Source organism: Bradyrhizobium sp. Mp19 (assembly GCF_029952935.1).
GTDB classification, from domain to species: Bacteria; Pseudomonadota; Alphaproteobacteria; order Rhizobiales; family Xanthobacteraceae; genus Bradyrhizobium; species Bradyrhizobium elkanii.
Map to the genome: position 1 here is coordinate 9,867 of NZ_JASAUT010000068.1, position 18,977 is coordinate 28,843.

Here is an 18,977-nt window from a genome sequence, read left to right on the forward strand (position 1 = left end):
TGACTTGCAACGAAGATTACTGGAAGTTGATATCTCTTAAACTAGTCGTCAAGTGATTTTTCGGTTCATTTCGGGCGCGCCGCCTTGGTTGACCTAGTTGTTTTCAACGAAGCCAATTTGCGGCTCTGGTTCACTGCCGGACAGGCAGCGGACGGCCTCTTCGACGTCACAGCGCTGCATGCAAAGGCTTCACCCGACCAGTCGCTGGATCTGACCTTCGCGCAGAGCGTCAAGCTCGTGCTTCCGGAGCAGCTTTTCTCGACTGACGGCGACAACCGGACACTCAAGAGCGCTGCGGCGCTGAAGGCCGAAGCGCAACTGATCGCGGACGAAATGCAAGCGGCCGCGAGCGCAGCCTTGAAGGAAGAAAAGGCGCGCCGGCTCGAAAAGCTGCGCGAGTCCTTGTCAGTGGCGCGACAGATCGACATGGCGCTTGACGCCTCCGGCGATATCTTCGGGATTACCGGGATCGCCGGCGCCACCTCGCTCACCGCGAGAGCCTCGCTGGACCTGTCGCATCTCTTGCCGACCGACACCTTCGACGATCCGCCCTCACCACGCACACTCGCATTGAGTGTCGTGCTCGACGCCGATGCGCAAGCCAAGGTCGGGGCCCTGAACGCGGACGTGTCGGTGCACGTCGAAATTGCCCTCGATCTCGCCCTCGCAGAGTTTCACTGCGATTTCGGTCTCGATCTGCCGCGGTTGCCGCGCCTTCCGCCGTTGCGATTGAAGCTGCCTCACTTCACCTTGCCCAAGTGGCGCTTCGGAGCGATCGCGCTGCCCAGACTGAGGGCAGAGTGGCTGCGCTTCCTGCGGCTCGATCTCCACGTTCCGTTGGATGTCGAGATCTCAAACGACCCGCAGATGTCCATCGACGTCTCGCAGGGCAAGCTGACGATCGGTACGACGACGCCCGTCGACGGCCGTCTCACCTGCAAGGACGACGCGAATAACAACGTCGAGATCCTGGGCTTTACCGGAGTTGGGATCAGCGTCCCGTCCGGCGGAGCCATTTCGTTCACGGGCATCCTGCAGACGCCAAAACTCTCGCCACCGAAAGTGACGATCCCGCCGCGTGATATCGACGCGGCCTTCCTGCCGTTCACGATTCGGATTGCGGCCGCCACGGTAACAATCGGCGCAGGCGCGGCAGCGAGCTTCGATCTTGCCGCCGGTACAGGCGAACTCTCCGCCAAGAACGTGGTGGACTTTCCGCGGATCGAGCTGAGATCGAAGGCCGATCCGTCATTGACGATTGCGCTGGCCGCCACCTACGAGGTGGACCTGAGCACCCGGGGCGGCGAGCACGGCAAGCTCACGCGGCTCGAGATACTGACCCCTTATCCGCTGGCGCTGATCGCGCGGGCGGGCAAGGAGGTCATCGCGGGCATTCTGCGTCTGGCCTCGATGATCAAATTGCCGGACGCGCCCGATGGACCGGACTTTCCGCCGATGCCGAATCCGGCGCCACTGCTCGAGCATCTCGGCGCGTTCCTGCTGTCCTGCGTGCGATGGCTTGCCCGCCAGGCCGGCGGCGCAGCCAATGCGCTGTTTGGCCTCGTCGAGGCCGCGCTCGAGGCCGTCGGTCGAATGCTGGAGGCGGTTCGCCATGCGGCCAGCGAGGCTGTCAGCCATGTCGTTGTCGAAGTCCGGCTCGATGCGGACAGCCTGGCGCTGCGGCAGATCGTCATCACGCCGCTGCACCGCGACGGGGCGGCTACTGCGGCCAAGAAGGACATCGTTTTTGCCGGGTTCACCCTGACGCTTCCAGGCGATGCGCGCCCGTCGCTGGTCGTCGATCTGTCGGAGCCGCGCGCCGTGGTCGCGCTCGTCGTGACCCCGACATCGGACTGGGCAACGCTGTCGACTGATCTGTGGCTTAATCGAACGTCGGGCACCGAAGCCGTGCGCGACAAGGCCGACAAGGCACAGACGGACAAGGACAAGCGGCCTCTGCTTGCCGTCGACGTCAAGAATCCCAATCCCATCGCGCTGGTCGCGCTCGCCGGAGAGAAGCCGCGGTTCTTCCAGGAGCTTGTGGTCGACGGTCCGCTGGACGAAACCGAAGTTGTCAGCGGTAGACAGTACAGGATGATGCTGCTGAAGGGCCGTCCGCGCTTTTCGAGCATCAAATTTGCCGGCGCGCTCAATGTCTCCCTCAACACGGACAAGGTCGCGCGGCTATTGCCTTTCCTGTCCTCGCCGACCAAAGAGTCAGCCGGGGACGATTCCATCTTCAAGGGGTTGGGCCAGTTCATCCGGATCAAGCATGAGCAGAACGAGGCCACGATCGACGGGCGGGTCGCGAAGGTGCCGATTGATGTCCAGATTGTCGTCGGAGGCGACGACAAGAGCGGCATCGAAACCACTCTGCAGGTCGTCCTCGACATCGAAACGCTGGAATCCCGCATCGAAGGCGGCCGCACCATTACGATTCAGGGTACTGACGCGCCCCGCGATCTCCTCGGGCTGCAGCTCCAGATCAAATCTCTGGATCCGCAAGTCGGGCACAACCCATTTCCGCAGTTCGTTCTCGATTTTTCCGGCGGCGATGCGCGTATGGCACTCGCGCCGGACGCCATCGCGGAACTCTCCTATACCCGCGTCGCATCGCGGGGCCGGGGCATTCTGTTCAAGGTCGACCAGTTCGCAATCACGCGCGAGGGGATCGATCTCGACGCTACGGTCAACGCGGACGAGCCGGTGCAACTCGCCGGCGTCGATATGCCGTTTCGCTTCTCCAGGGGACAGCTGTCGATCAAGCGCGGCGAGGTGCAAAGCTTCTGCATCGATGGTGCGGGGCAACTTCCGCCGGCGTTGGTCGGTGAGGCCAATGCGAAGATATCCATCGCGATGGGACGTGACGGATCGGGCAGGCTTAGAGTCCAGGCGGCCGATGCGGAGCTCGAAAAGGCCGGCAGTCCGCTGGTTTGCAAGACGACCCGGTTCACGTTTTCGATCAGCAAGCTCGGACTTTCGTTCCACGATTTCGGACCCGACGGCACCCACTTCTTCTTCCTGCTGACCGGGACAGCGCGATTCACGCCGGGAAGCGGCGAGTTCTCATCGGGTCTTCTGAAATATCTGCCAGACCTGACGATCACTCTGGATAAGGCGCCGCTGGCCGGCGATCCGCGGATGTTGCTGCGCCGGATGTCATTCCAGGTGGCGGTCACGCCGCCGCGGCGGATCAAGTTCTTCGAATTATTTGACTTCGAATTGCGCGGGATCGGCTTTCATCCATCCAGCGATCTCTTCGGGGGCAAGCCGGCGCTTTCGATCTCGGGGCAGGTCAGCTTCATCGAAGCCGGCGACGCCATCAGCACGACGATCGACTTCCATCAGCTCTGGATCGCGCCGCCGAAGAACCGCGAGGCACTGCCGCAGGTTCGTTTCGATGGGCTGACGGTGGCGCTGGGCCTCGGCGGCGTCGGCTCGGTCGAGGGGACGGCGATCACGGTCGACGGCCAGATGCCGACCCTCTACAAGCCGGACATACTGCCGTCCGATGTGACCGCTCGCGGATTTTTGGCTTCCGGCCGGCTGAACATCACGGGCTGGGCACCGCTCTCCGCCGCCATGGGTTTTCTCGAGATGGAGAAGGCAGGCGGCGATCTACGCCACGCCTTCTTCCTTTACGGACAGCTCAATCGCCTGAGTGTGACGATCCCGACCCCGATCGGCTCGCTCTACCTGCGCGAAGCGGGCTTCGGCTTCGGATTCCGCTATACGCTCGCCGCGCTCGCGCAGGCCGATCAGGTCACCGATCCCAAGGCGCTGGTCAAGGTTCTCGACAGCGTCAGCCGATATCAGGGTGAACTTGCGAACGTCCGCGCATGGCAGCCGGAGCCTGACGGCGATCGCGTGACCCTGGCCATGCGCGCGATGTTCTCGATGTCGTCGCTGTCGAAGAGCGGACAACTCGACGAACGGGAAGAGAAGCTGCCGAATCCCGTATTGTTCGATGCCACGGTAGCGCTGCGTTCCGACCTCACTCTCCTGATGACGGCGCGCGCCTGGATTGCCGTGAACTACTGGACCTGGGATCACAGCATCTCCACGGCCCCTCTGCGCGATCATCCCAGTCTGCGCGGCTACATGTACGTCTCGGTCCCGCGCCAGGAATTTTTGGCGCGGCTCGTCGCCTCGCGCGACGGCATCATCGGCGACACACCGCCGCTGCATCCAGCCTTGAAGATGATGCTGCAGGCCGTGGACTGGTCCTCCACGCTGTTCATCCGGCCGGGCTTGTTCCATCAGGAATTCGGCTGGCCCTACGAACTCGGCTTTGCGCTGAAAGACGACAACGGGAATTTCGGGGTCGACTGCCGGGGCGGCATGATTCTGCGTATCGAGGACGGGGCCGTGCTGCAGGGTGTGGCGTTCCGTGCCTCCGGCTTTGCCCAGTTCGGAGGCTCGGTCGGCGGCGGCTCGCTCGGCGCTTCGGTCTATGCGCGAGCAGACTTTGCGATCGATGCGAAGTTCATCAGCTATATTTCGCTGAAGCGGATCGATGAAACGCTCTTCTACGGCTCGCTCGCCTTCAGCATCACTTTGCGCGTCAGCGTTCGGGTCTGGCTCGATCTCGGGTCCGGCCCTTTCCACATCCACCTCGAAGTTGGATTCAGTGCGTCCTTCTGTCTGACGGTGGCGTTGGAGCTTGCGGCCTCGCCGCAGGGGCTCGCGGGACGGGGGGCCGCGCATCTGTCGGTCTCGGCATTTGGCCGGTCGCTTGGGCTCGGCATCGGATTCGGCTTCAACGAGGGTATGCTGCAGGGCGCACGCGGCCGCGTCGACCGCTTCCTGTCGCTTGGTCTTGCATCCTCGGTGCCGGACCCAGCGGCCGGTTTGACACCGACGCCACCGCCTCTGGTCCAGGCACCGCAACAGGCCGCGGCGGATGCGGACCAGGCATCGCAAGATGCGATGCGGGCGCACGATACGCTCAACGACGGCCCGCAAGACGATTCGGGCCTGGTCGAGATCGGACAGTCGCGCTTCTGGGCGATGATCCGTCCGGCGGTGCTGGCCGATGGTTACGTGATGACCCTGATCCCCCGCGATCGGACACACCACGCCTCGGAAGGCTTGCCGACCCTCTCTGACGGCGACGGCGCAACCTATTTTGGCGACAGCGAGTTCTATGCCCCCGATCGCACGGTCTACGAGTTCGCGCTCGAATCGACCCGGGCCACGCTGTGGCACCTGATGCCAACGGCGGCGGCGCCCCTGGCAGCCGGGCCGACGAATATCAGAGCCGACTACGCCAGGGTCGTTGTGCAGGGAGACGATCCGACCAAGAGCGCTTCGCTTGCGGATATCGTGGCTCAATGCTTCGTCAGGGACAGGCTTGGAAATCTTCGCCAGCTCAAGTCGCCATTGCGCACCAACGCCGCCAAGCAGCGGCTGCCGCAGGATGCGGACAAAGCCAACGCCGAGTTGCGCAAGGCCGCCGAAAGGCTGGCCAGCGCACCCGACCGCGTGCAGGAGATGATCGCGGCCGAACAGAGGCGATCGAGCCTCGTCGCCGCGGTCAATGACAGCGTCGCCGACATCGCCGCCCGCATCGTCATCGTCAATGGCATTCCGACTGCGCCCCCGCCGCCAGAGTCAGTGCCTGGCCGCACGCCGGTGATCGACGCGCGCGATTTCGGCCTCACTTTCTTCGTGTCGCGGACGGACATCCATGAGCTCTTCGAACCCGAAGCGCAGCCGAATCCCGAGAAAGGATTCCTGCCGGGTCGTTCGAAATTCACGGTTAGATCGATGGATGCACCCGGCGTGGCCGGCGTCGCCTATCTTTTAAACCCGCCCGAGCGTTTCTTCGCCAACAAGTCGCCGGCACTCGCCGGAGCCAAGGTCGCAGCCGAGGCCGACGCGATTCGCCTCGACTGGGACCTCGAGCCCTGGCATGCGCGATCGCGCGGTGTCTACGATGATCCGGAATTTCATCTCGTGCACTATCGCGTCGCGCGCACGATTGTTGCGGATGGTGCCGTTCTTGCCAATTTCCCCGCCAGGCCCGTGACGGTGAAGGCGGCCGCGCCGCTGCATCTGATCGGGGATTCCTGGACCCCGATCCGTCCGGCCGCGCAGTACACGGACCGGCTGGACGACATGCCGGAAGCCAGCCGACGCGCGTTGCTCGGCTCGGGTGATAATCCGGCCGAAGATTGGACGAAATCCTTCGCCGCCGACAAGATCGTCCTCACCTATACGGTCGTGCCGGTCGATCTCGCCGGGACCGCAGGCACGACGCGAATACTTACCCTCGAGATCCGAAAGCCGGCAGCGCAGACGAAGCCGCTCGCCTCGGCCCAAATTGTCTTCACGTACCCGGCGTTGCCCGCGCTGGGCGAGAGCTCAATCAATCCATCGGTGCTGCTGTCGATCGTCGATCCGCAGCCAATCGTGTCCGACCCGACCTACACGCTCAGGCTGCGCCGCGAACGCGGCATCTTTGGCGGGCTCTATGGCGCAGATTCGGTGACCGAAGGCATGCAGCGCCCGCAACCGTCCAGCTTTGCGAAAAAATTCACCGACGACCAGGACTACGTGGTTACGCTGAAGGGATCACTCAAGGCGCTATCTGCCGGATCCGACCCGATCGAAATCCTGGATCGCGATCCGGGCGGAGGCCGTGCCTGGTATCAGCTGCGTGATAAGAAAGTCGCCGATCTGCAGGCGGAGCTGCTTAAAGGGGCGGCCGGCCGCGATCCGTATTCAAGGCGAATTGGCGTTCTTCGCGGCCGCTATGTCGAGGGGGTGAAATCCCCAGCCTGGTGCGTGGCCGATCTGGCGGTCTCGATCAAGGCCGCGCCCAAGCAGGGCCAATCTCAGGAATCGCCCGCTGCGCTCGTCTCGGTCGAAACCTTCGAGCATCCGGTGCGGATTTCGTTCGATGCCCTGCATTTCGACGACCTTAATGGCTTGGCGGGCCGTGTACGGATCCTGCACCCGACGTGCGGCGGCACGATCCAGGATTTGATCCAGGGTGACGGTGCCGCGTTGTTGCGCGACCAGAAGCGTCGGGTCGGCGCGCGCCTGATCTGGAACGCGCGGCCGTCCAGGGGAACAGGCAATGCCGGTCTGACCCAGGCATCGGAGCGGCCCGGCTTCGTCGGCGGCTTCGACGTCTTTTCGATCGATCGTACCTCGCTTCTCACCGCCGAGCGTTCCGCAGCGGAGGCGCGTCGCGTCGCTCGCGTCCAGGCGCTGCCGGCGCGCATGCGCGCAATCGATCCCGCGCAGATCGACGACTTCGGCGCGATCGAATCCTACTATCCCAGCCTGACTGCGCGGATGACGTTTCCAGGCGCCGACCAGCATGCGCAAAGAAGGTCCGCAGATGGTCTGCGGCCGTGGTTCTCTCCCGCCGAGAGCCTGTTGGCGTGGCCGAAATGGGGCGTCCGTCGTTCGCTGGGCCTGGATTTCGAGGAAGCCGACCTCACTCCGCTGTTCGCCAAGGGCACGCCGACCGCGTTCCGCTTCGAGCTCGATCGGCCCGACGGATTGCCTGCGCTGAAACTGATCGGCGACGCCGGTTTCGTGGGCGTGGTCAAACTGCAGGATGGAGACAAGCCGCAGTCAAGGTTGCGCCAGGCGTTACGTGCGCTGGTGTTCGATCGAGGTGGTTGTTCGGACGTGGACGAGCGAATCCGCACGGCTCGCGCGGCCACTCCCCTGCCGGACGCCGCACCCGACCCGCTCAAGTCGGTCAGGCTCAAAATTACCAGCTTCAGGGAGAATCGGGAGCAGGGCACAGCCTTTGTCCCGCTCGATCTGCTGCCTGTCGTTCATCCCGTCATCGCCGACGTGATCGACTGGATGCGATGGGCAGGCGACGCCGCGGGAGAGGTTCCTCATCGCCGCTTCACGCCGGTGATCGATGCCCCGCCGCAGACCAAGGCGAAGACGATCGGCGCCTTCCTCGACGAACGGCCGGAGCCACGCGATCCGTATGGCTGGGCGGTGCTGCGCACCTTCGGCCTCGCCACGGGCTTCAAGTTGTTTGACATGGAGCGTGCCGACTATTGCTCGCCGAAAGAGACGCTCACCAAGCTGAGGAAGGCGTTGGAGGCGATCCTGCCGCGCTATGAGGGTCTCTGGCTCGGTGCCCCCTTCGTCGACGTGCTGTCACGTCCTGACGGCCTGATCTGGCTCGAATCCTTCGACGGCAACACGCGCTCGAATGCACCGGAAGCCAGCACGATGCTGGAAGACGAAGCGCTCTCGCTGGTTCAGGTCGCGCTGCGGCCGGTGCCGGAGATCATGACGGGAGCTCCAGAGGACGTGCTGGCGGTGCGATACTTCCGTATCGCAGACAGCGCCGGTTCCACCATCTCGATTGACCTCGACCGCCTCGACGCGCCGGCGGCGATAATAACCAGATCGCCCAGCGTGCTGGTCGAGGTCATCGACTTGACCACGGGGCTCGCCGCTTCGCGTCCCACTGCGCTCGCACGGAAAAACGACTACGTCGCCCGCTACCTGCTCTCCCGCAACAAGCCTGCCGGCGCGAAACTGGCAATCAAGCAGCGCGGCCAATCAGCGGCCTTTGTGCGTGTCGTTGCCCTTCCGCCGGATGGCGCGCCGGTCGATCTGGAAGCGTTGCTGCGAAGCTGCATCGAGGTTACGAAGCCAGGGAGCGAGTCCGCCGCACCCAATGGAGTCGCGCCTGATCACGTGGTGGTTGCGATCGACCAGCCACGCGCCACGCGAAACGACGTCTTGGATCAGGAGCGCGAGCCGTTCGGCGCGTTCGATCCGCTTTCTGCCGGTTGCGTGAAGGCGCTGATCTTCGGGACTTCGCTCGAGGATATCGAAGCGAGACGTGACCCGCAGGACAATCCGCCGGCAGAGGATCAAGTCAAATATCCGCCTCATTCGGTGGCGGTGTGCTACTACAATGCTCTTGTTGCCGCGGCCAAGCCGCAATTCGCCGACGGCTGGCCCACACCGACGGCGGCGGCGACTGCGCAACTCAATTTTGCTGAGCGGGTGGTAACGCTCTCGCGGCGCTTCCTCGCACATGGTCCGGTTGGGCCGGCCCGCGTCGATGCGACGCCGTTCTCGCTGACGTCGCTGCTGCGCGTCGATCCCTGGCGCGTGGCACCCACGCCGGACGGACAGATGGAGATCACGCTGCTGTTCGAGGACCGGTACGCGTTGCGGCAACGCTACGTGGTCCGGCCGTTCGGGCGCTACGAGAATCTCGACGCGGCGCTGGCGCAGCCCGCAGAAGGCGTGGCCAAGGCCTTTGGCCGCCAGCCTGTGCTTACCGACATCGCCGACAATGATGCGGCATTTTCCGCGCGCTCGCTCGATATCGTCGTGCCGCGCACCCATCCCATCGACCCGCCTGTCATCCTGTCGACAGGACGGCTCGATTCTTGGGCCAACCCCGACGAAGTCGGATCCGGCGCCGTCGCTCCGATCAGGAAGCTCGGCGCAGTCCAGGAGATCGTCCTGTCGCGTCATCCCGAGGAGATCCTCAGCGAGGCAAATTTCGACGTCGCCGATCGGCTGTCCTTTGCGCATGTCGGGGTGGGGTTCCTGCGGGGGTTCGCGTCTGTCGCCTGGGGGACATTGTTCGCGCGCGACGCCGTCGACCTCGAGGAAGGATTTGGAGACGGCATGATCGGGAGCGTGCCGGCGCTGAGCTTCGAGGCGGATTCCTTCAGCAAGGATGCGGCCGTGGGCGAGAGCCAGACGCATTTCTCGCTCGCCGAACGCATTCCCGATGGATGGCGGGGATTGACGGCGCTGCGGATTCGACAGACCCCGCATGCCATCAGCCTGCACGCAGTCGCCTATGCGGCAGCGGGCGTCGTGGTGTCGTCCCCGGTCGCGGCGCCGGTGGCCCAATCGCGCTACACGCTCGCGTTTCCGTGGGGACGGGGAGCGCCACTTCCGCTCGACGAGCCGGCCTGGTCGGTGAACGACGCCAGAATGATCGAACTCGTCATTCCATTGGTGCGCTATCTGGACGGCATGTTCCCCGAGGATCGGCGCGATTGGTTCGGCAACGGCGATCCTCCCAGGCTGTTCAAGCTTCCGGACTACGACGTTAGCTTCGCGCTCGAACTTGCGCGCGCGATCTCCGCTCAGGGCGCCGGATCGATTCCCTCCGCGCCCAGGAGTGTTGCAACCGAGATCGAGCTGGCGCCCAAGCTTATCGATCGGGCAACCGATCCATCTTACGCTGCAAGGGCCAAAGGCTCGCGCTTCCAGGTGGAAAAGAGCAAGGTTGAGCTCGATCCCAGCGCGAAGGGCTGGACCCTGAAGCTAGAAATCGCGCGACAGCCGCTTGCGCCAGTCAAGCCGCCGTCCGGTCTGCTCTCACCCGGTGACTATGATGGTCTGAAGGAGCTGGAAATTGCGGCGTTGAAATGGGCGGCCTGGAAACCGCTCGCGCCGATGTCGTTGGCCAACGTCACGATCAGGCGGCCCGATGACGTGCCGGCCCCGGGACAGATCGACTGGGCACCCTTCAGAACCGAGACCGGCGCCGCGGCTGACTTCTACCTGGCCTATACGGGCTCGCCCGAGGCGCAAACGCTTGCGGCCGACCTGCAGCGGTTCCGCAACGTCGCCTCGCTGAGCGACTGGCTCGCACTCGAGCCCAATTCGAACGAACACTCGTCAGCAGTGCCGGCACTGCCCTATGGCCTGCCGTGCCCCGGCGGGACCTTGCTGCCAGCCGCGACGTTCCTGAGGATCAAGCTCGATGAAACGAAGCGGACACCGCCGCCGGTCCCTGTCGATACCGATGGCGCATCACGCGGCAATCGCAGCGTGCTTGGTCAGGATCCCGCCGGTAGCATCTACCGCAAGGCATTGCGCCGCCTCGATATGGGCGCGCGCGCTGCGATCGAAGCGCAGCCGAGCGCAAGCACCCATTACGCGGCTTTGTCATTTGCCCTGCCGAACTACGACAGCCCCGCAGAGATGGCCCAGGCGGCACTAAGTCGGATCGTAGCCATGTCGTTCTGTGAGCCAAGGAGTTGCCAGACATATTTGTCTTCCTAAGACCGCTTGGCCTCCGACTTGTGAGCCAAGGAGTTGCCAGACATATTTGTCTTCCTAAGACCGCTTGGCCTCCGACTTGCTCGAGGCGAAGAGTGGAGCAAACGGACGGCTGCGAAAAGGAGTAGGCGACGCCACTGCCGTACTCGCCTCCCTGGCCGACCGCGGCAAGGCCGATGTTCGGCTGACCTTGCCGCACCGCCTGACCGCGGACCCATCGATTGCAACCGAGTTGCAGGCCTTCCGAAGCAGCGTCGGTGATGGCGGGGAGCCACGCCAAAGAGCGGCCGGACTCGTGCTGCACGAACCACCGAGCCAGACGGAGCTGGCCGCGATACGACGCGCGTGCGACGATCTGGCGGCGGCGAAGCCTGCGTTGCGGCGCGCCGTCGAAAGGCTTCGCCTCGAGATCGAGGCGCGTGCACACGAGCAGCTCTTCGGTCCCGACCGCGAGTTGCAGTGGAGCGCGTTCCATGGCTTTGCCGATCCCGTGCATCAGATCCTGGCGAGGAAGTCATGAGCGGCAACAACGGCCTGCGTGTGATCCGGCTCCATGGTCCCGCCGTCAAGGGGCAGCCCAGCCTGTGGAGCGGTGACTTCGATCTATCGGTGGTCCCGGAGAGCGTCCTGCTGGGCGACGGACTGGTCCGGCATTTTTCGCTGCGTCTGCAGACTATGGCGGCCGCACGCAGCAGGCTGGCCTGGTCCGGACACTTCGATGCGCCGTTCCACGAGCCCGGCCTGTTCGATGCCACCCTGTCGCTCGATCGAGACGGCGGGCACGGTGAGGGCGTGGTGAACGTTCTCGACGCGACCGAAAAGTTCAAAACCGACCCCGTCGCCACCCGAATTCGTCCGCTGGACGATGGCGCCTGGCCCGACAAGCAGACGGAGCAGATCGAGGCGCCCGATATGCGCCTTGTCGCTGGCGAGGTCTCGCTGGCCCTGGCGCCGGGCGAGCGCAAGCTGTGCTCGCTGTTTGGCATGCGTCCCCTCGGCTGGATCGCCAACAGGCCCGAGCAGATCTTTGGACCGGGAATTTCGATCGGCATCTCTTCGAGACTTCGTGCAGAGGCGAAACTGGTGCCCGACGGCATCGTCTTCGACTTGAAGATACTCGATCCATTCCGTGGGATCGTCAGCGCCGCGGCCAAGCCGGACGACCCGCCGCATGAGCTTACCGTGCTGCTCTATCCCGCAGCGGATGAGACCAGGAACCCTCAGGGAACCGTGTTCCGTCTGCGTTTGCTGGAGGATCGATACGGAAGGTTTACCCGCTCGTTCGCGGCCTATCTGACGGCGCTTTCCGCCGCCAACGCGCCGCTGGCCATCGACATTGCATCCGGAGTTCCTCCGATCGAATGGCCAGTGACGCGGGCGAGCGATGGAAAGCTGAAGGCCGATTCGAGCGTCATGCTCATCAGGCGTGATGATGTCGGAGCGACACTGCTGACCGGCATTCCGCCACGCAGCCTGCAGCGAGGCGCGGCCGTCCTGATGCCGTATCGCACGAGACTCACCCGTCATCCCGACGGCAATTCCGTGAAGCTCGTGATCGACAGCGGATCTGTGCCGGGCGCGAACGTCACCCGTTGCGATATCGACTGGCAGAACGGGGCTCAGTACACGACCTTGAAGGGGCTCGGCATCGCGCCTCAGCCGACATCGACCCCCTCGGAGCTTCGGCCATTCGCAGCGGTCGCCGACACCGATGCCGTTCGCGAGCGACTGGTCGAGCGCTACATCGCCGGCAGACTGCGCGAGCCGGCTTCGCTCGATCCGGTCTATGCCTTCATTCCGCTCCAGCGCGGTCTGCTGCAGGCTCCGCTGCCGTGGCCATCCGAGCCGGCGCAGCCATCCGAGCCGGCGCAGCCCTTGGTGCCGGCGCCGCGCCGCGAAGCGATATCCGGCTTCATTCACGTGCGCAATGCGAACGGCTCCGCGCTGGTCGACATCACCTCAGCCGCTCACGTGAGCGTGACGGCGACGCTCAACCGGGCCGCACTCGCCTTTTCGATTGCCGTTTCCGATTTCCAGGGGACAGTGACCGGGCCGCTGCGGGTGGCCGAGACAATTCCCGTCGATGGTGAGGTTCTGCCCTCGCTCGCCAACGGACCGGCGGCGAGCAGCGCGATGGCGATCAAGGTCGGCCAGTCATCGGCCAACGGCTGGACCGTCGTGGTCGATCCGCTCGGAATGGCCGAGCCCGGTCTGCGGATCGCGGGGCTCACCGGCGACGCCAACGGCACATCGTTCGACGACGAGGGCAGGCCAATCGCCAAAGGCGCGGCGGCGATCTTCGTGGCATGGCTGGCGCATCGCGAACTCGCATTGGTCTCGGCAATGTCGATGACGCAGCTCGGTAGCGCTGCGCACAGGGTCTCCAGAACGCGCGACCTCGTTCCCCTGCAAATCGGTTTGGATCGCTCCAACAAGCCGCAGTACGACATCCACCTCGACCGGCTGGCGGAATCCTATTTGCCGCGTCTTGCCACCACGGGTCTCGGTTCGAACATGTATGGCTGGCCGCGTCCCGCACCAGACGAGCCGCTTGATGGCGAACTTGCGACCGATGAGCCAAGGAAATGGGCCCCCGGGGTACCACTGGTGCTGCTCACCCTGCCCGGGATTGAACTCGCTCCAAACCGGACCGGCAACGACGTCTTTGGATCTGTGTCCACCTCGCTGCGTTTCGATCTGCCCGTGCTTGGCGAACTGTTCGCCGATGCGGCGCTGAAACGTCCTGCCGTCTCGGATACGTCCGCCCTCGTCGCAGAGGCGGCGGCAGCTTCGACGCTCGAGCCTCAGCACGCCGACGAGAGGGCGGATCAAGCGCCCGCGCGCCCTGTGACCGCGATCGATCCGCAGGCGCTCGAAGCCGCCTGGAAAGAACAGGCCGACAAGCTGGCGCGGACGCGCACCGTGCTGGACCGCGCCACACCCTGGTCCGGCGCGACGGGGAGCGTCACGATCACCGGCCTTGTCGAACCCTACGGCTGGACGACCACATTCGGCTTCGACGTACGCGGGCACGCCACCCGCGATCTTCCCCTCGGTCTCTATACTCTCGGTGGCACGGCGTATTCCGGTAGCGCCGCATTGGCCGGATTGACCCAGAACTTCGCGATACGGGCCGGCCGGATAGCGCCCGATGATGCCTCGCATGACGTCGAGGTGGTCGGAATGGTGGCGAAAATGCGCGATGTCGGCGCTGCGCTGGTCGACATGCGCGGCCTCGGCCTCGCCAAGGCTGCGACCCGTAAAGGCGATCTAATGTGGCGCGAGGTGACGCTCGAGGGAACTGGCGGGGCCGCGCGGGCGCTGGCGAGCTTCCGCGCGCAATGTCCAGGAAATTTTGGATTGTCGTTCGAGGCGCGCGATCTGCCGATGCTCATGGCGCCTCCAGAGGCAAGCTTCAGCGCGGACCTGTCGCAGGCCGGCCATGATCCGGAGGGGCGCATTGGTGCCGACGGGCGGATGTTCATCCGGGCCAATCTTGCGGGCGCACCCGCCGAATGGCGGCTGTTTGAGACAGGCGCGGCGAGGCCGCGCTTCACGGTACCGCTTGGTCCTTTCCGCCTGCGCCCGCTTCGGCTGCTCGAGGTGACCATCTCTGCGTCCAACGGGCCGGTCTCGCTCAAGACCCTCAAGATTCTTGGCAGCGTCGAACTCGACACGATCGGTGGCGACGGCGATATGCCGTTCGACGACGATGCGCCCTATGCCAGCGGCAATCTCGTGGCGCTCAGGTTCGACGACCATGGCCTTGCCGGGATCGAACGCGTGACGATCGATCTGGATGGTCCGCGAATCCTGGTGGAGCAGACACCGGTCCGGATCGTCCTCACGGGCCGCGCGCTCGTCGCGCAAGGTGGCACGGCCCGGCAGCCGGTAGCGCTCGATTTCGTGCTTGGCGTGGCGGCCGGGGCGGTCACCTGCTCGGATGTCAATCTGAGAGTACGGTTGTTTGGACAGAACTACGAATTGCGCGATGGCCGGTTCGCGGTCGGCGCCTCGCCCGCGTTCCCGGTGACCTGGGCATTCCGGAACGAGCCGCAGCCGAACGCGCTCACCATCGACCGGATCATCTTGGGATTTGCCGCAGGTGAAGCTGTCATCGACATTGCAGCCGATATCCGGCTTGCGGCCGTCGAGGCTCGTGCCAAGGCAGGACCGGTGCTGTTGGCGCTCGCAATCTCTCTTTCGACGACGCCGCGGCCGCACCGGTGGTTCGACACCGATCTGACGGCCGATCAGCGCGTGGCGATCAACCATGACCTGGGCATGGTTTCGCTGAACGAGGCCACATGGCAATGCCCGGCGATCAACGTGCTGCGGGGGCTGACATTGCGCAGCAGCGCGGGCGCGAACGTGCCCGTCACTGGAACGGTGGCGCTTGCCGTCGCGGTTCGCGACGAAGATCGCCTCTCGGTGACGTCCAACCAGGGCTTTGCATGTCCGATCGCCGCGGGTGTGACCGTGTTCGAGACCGGTGATGCATCCGCAGGATCGCTGCGCCAGACGATGCTCCTCAAATGGGATGCCGCCATCAAGAAGCTGGTTTGCGAGGCGCGTACGCGCATAAGCCTGCCGCGGATGGATCGCCAGAGCACGATCGGCTGGCCCGTCGGCCTGCAGCGCGAGGAGCCGGCGACGGCACGTCCCCTGATCTGGACCTTCAAGATCGCTCCGGAGATCAAGTCCTGGACGCACAAGCTCGATGTCACTCTCACCGACGCAGAACTGCCGGCCTCCATCCTTGGACGCGACAGAAGCGATCCCAAATCTCCGCTGTTCCTTCGCCACGCCTGGCGGGTGCGCGCGGCAAGCGTGCATTCGTTCGTCGAGGGCGGCGCGACGAAGTGGCAGTTTCAAAGCCTCGATGAGGTAGCGTTCTTCGACCTGCGCCAGTTGGTCGTTCAGGCGCGGCGCGACGCCGACCGACCTTTGCCCGATTACGAGGTCGACGAGCCCTCCTATGCGTTCGCGCCGCGGTACCGGAACGAGGCAAAACTGCGGAACAACATCGCGGCCGCCGGTATCGTACGGCGGGGAATGGCGCGCGCGGGATTTCCGACCCGGGCCATTCAGGCAACGCTCGCGGACCTCGATCCCACCGCCGCTTCGGAACTGGTCATGACCGGGGCAACATTGGTGGACGTCTCGTTACAGGCCGGACAGGGCGTCGCACTGCCGCTGCCGTGGATCGTCGTCGAAGGATCGGTTCCCGCGCTGAACATTGCCCAGCGCCCGCAGGCTGGAGCTTCGATCTCCTGTCGGGTCTCGGCGCAGGACGCCGATCCCGCCAGAACCTATATCGCGGGCGCGGGCGAAATCTTCCCCGCCGCCGGCCGCTCGGTGATCGAAATCGCTGCGATGCTCGCGGAAAGGGCCGGAGCCGCTCCCTTGCCCTTCATCGTGGCCGACCAAGCGTTTTCGACGGATGGGGAAGACATGCCGGCCAGCATAGCGGGCCATCCGCATGCTCCCGCCGATCGCTACGATCGTCCGGTGTTCTGGCGCGCCGCTACCGCCATCGATTGGATCGCCAAGCGCCTGGTGGAGAATCGCAACCAGGAGCTTCAGGCGACCACAGTTCTGGGCAGCCCCGGCCATGTCAGTCTCGGCATGCGCCTGCGTGTCGGGCAGGGACCTGCGCTGCAGCGGCCTGCCTCATCCGATCGGCAACTCGTCGTGATCGGACGGGGCCCGCTGTTCCAGATGTCCGTGCCGGCAGCGGATATCAACCTATCGGCGGCACACACCGGCGACGTCGACCGTGTGATGGTTCACGCCTATTCAAGGACGCCGGCGCCGCTTGCCGTGGTCGCGGCCGACTATGCCGGCGTTGACGAAAAAAGCCCGCCATTGGCCAATGCGAGGATGCGCGTCGTTCCGATCAGCGCGTCCACGTCCGCGGCGGCCGCGTTGCGCAATCGCACGCAGTGGCTTTCCGCGTCTCCTTCACTCGGCTGGCCGCAAGCGCGCGACGCGATCGTTCTCGATCCATCGATCAAGCTTGGAGCCGAGCAGCCGATCCAGGACAAGGAGAAGGCCTGGAGCGGCCGGGCACGCGCTTTTGCAGTCGCGCGTCAGGCTACGAAAAGCAAAGAGGATCCGGTCTATCTCGCATTTGGCCGCAAGACGCTGTTCCGCCGACGCGACCAACGCAAGGACCCGACCCTGGCGCCACCCGATCTCGCCTTGTCATTGCTTCCGCCCCGCGCGCGTGCGCCGCGCCAGCAGGCGATCAACGGTGCGATCGTTCCGGGCGGCGATAGCACCTTGCACCTCTCGGCATATCTCCCGGGTGGCATCGAGATGATCACGACGGGTGCTCGGGCCGGTGTCGTCGGAATCGATCATCTCGGCCTGATCGTTCCGGGCGCCGATACTGCGTTCGACGAGGGCTTCGCGCGTTTTGGCCGCCCAGCGCATCGTGGCCCGTCCATCGTGCAGAATACCCGCAATCCCAGATCGTCGTTGCTGCCGCTGACGGGCACAGCCATCGAGTGGCGGCGCCGAACCTTCGTTGCGCAGAACTTCGTCGAGAATGGAGAACTGACGACGTTTCTCGCGACACCCGGCGCGATGGCGATGTTGCGCTATGCCAAAGACGACGCGTTGTACGGCGTGGCCCTGGTCATCGCGCAGAGCGAGGCCGAAATCGGCCCCGGCTGGGACGGGACGCTCGGATTGTTGGCAAGCGCGCCGAACGAGCCCAACATCGCCGACGTACTGGCGCAGCGTGGGTTCAGAGAAAAGATCCAGGCGGGCGATATCGGCACACGGATCGATGTCGTGGTCGGAACTCGCAGTTTCCCGTTTGCGCGGATCGTTCCCGACCAGCACATTATGGGCGAGTTCGTCCTCAAGCTCGCAGACGATCAGATCATTGCCGCGCAGACAGCATTGCGCGAGGCCGCACCGGATACGGCGGTACGATTATCCTTCAGGCTCTCGCCAGAAGATCCGTCTGCAACCTGGCCGGTGCAAGGTCATCAGCTGCAGGAGCAGATGCTCGTTGCAGGTAGCGGCGATGAGGACCGTCTAAGGCCCGTGGAAGCCCGCATAGTGACGTTGCCACTGTTGCTCGCCAACGGCGACGCCCCGCAGCTCAGTCTGCCGCTGCGCACGATCGCGTTCGGCGATCCCGCCTACGATCGCGAGCTCGCCTCGCCCACCAAATCCGATTCGATCCGGTCGAGCGCGAAGACGTGGATGCTGGCGACGGACCGGATGGAATACGACCTGGACTCCACCATCCATCTGGCCGCCGGCGTGATCATCGAAAAGCTCGGAGAGAGGACCAAGTTCGACGACAAGCATGCCGATCTAAAGATCTTCATTGCGGTCCAGCCGAAACTGACCCCGGGCCCTGCTGAACAGCCGCAGCGAGCGCTGCGGATCGAGGGGATCAAGGACCCGGCGAAGCTCGCCTCGAGCACGGCTGTCGCTTTCACCATTGCTTCGCTGCGTGAGGCCGGGGATAGTGAGGGGCGCAAGGCCGGTGACCCGGCCGCCCTGTCGCCAGGCGACCGGCTTGTCATCACCGTTGTGCCCGACGACGAGAACGTCGTTCCGTTGCGGGTCGAAGTGCTCCTGGTCGACACTCCGATATTCGCCGCTCCATCGAGCGTCTACGGTCTTGTATCCCTGGTTAGGCCGGATTTTCGCAACAGCTCGACCCCACCCGGCGAGTGGCTCGCGGAAACGTCGCTGTTTGCGACGGCGCCGATGCCTGACGTGATTGAATTTCCAAACCTGCTCAACGACCTTGCCCAGGGGCACGTGCGGCGCCGCGCCGTGTTCAATTGGAACTTGCTATCGGCCTCGCCCCTGGGTTGCGCGAGCCTGGCCAAGTTCGATCGAACGGGAGGGGCGCAGCTCCCCGACGATCTTGGCGGGTTCAAGCCAATCTGATTCCGATATTGCCCGTAAGCCGC

5 protein-coding genes are annotated in these 18,977 nt (G+C 64.6%); 3 read left to right on the forward strand and 2 right to left on the reverse strand.

The annotated features are described in order from the left end of the window. Positions 1-84: 84 nt before the first annotated feature. Together QJT82_RS39285 and QJT82_RS39290 are read left to right on the forward strand one after the other, a co-directional pair. Entirely contained in the window at positions 85-11,034 is a 10,950-nt protein-coding gene (locus QJT82_RS39285; RefSeq protein WP_281446692.1) for a hypothetical protein, read from the forward strand. Positions 11,035-11,098: 64 nt separating this feature from the next. Continuing rightward, positions 11,099-11,551, forward strand: a complete 453-nt coding sequence (locus QJT82_RS39290) for a hypothetical protein (RefSeq protein WP_281446693.1) — start codon at positions 11,099-11,101, stop codon at positions 11,549-11,551. 83 nt (positions 11,552-11,634) lie between these two features. Here QJT82_RS39290 and QJT82_RS39295 read toward each other — a convergent pair whose 3' ends face one another. Both QJT82_RS39295 and QJT82_RS39300 read right to left on the reverse strand, forming a co-directional pair. Next, positions 11,635-12,951 (reverse strand): hypothetical protein, encoded by a 1,317-nt coding sequence (locus QJT82_RS39295; protein ID WP_155258908.1) that lies wholly within the window; start codon positions 12,949-12,951, stop codon positions 11,635-11,637. Positions 12,952-12,998: 47 nt separating this feature from the next. Continuing rightward, on the reverse strand, positions 12,999-13,313 hold the full coding sequence (locus QJT82_RS39300; protein ID WP_259245113.1) for a hypothetical protein: 315 nt from the start codon (positions 13,311-13,313) through the stop codon (positions 12,999-13,001). 19 nt (positions 13,314-13,332) lie between these two features. Here QJT82_RS39300 and QJT82_RS39305 point away from each other — a divergent pair, with 19 nt between their 5' ends. Continuing rightward, the gene (locus QJT82_RS39305) at positions 13,333-18,954 is read left to right on the forward strand and encodes a hypothetical protein (RefSeq protein ID WP_259266177.1); all 5,622 of its coding nucleotides are present in this window, start codon (positions 13,333-13,335) and stop codon (positions 18,952-18,954) included. Positions 18,955-18,977: the final 23 nt, after the last annotated feature.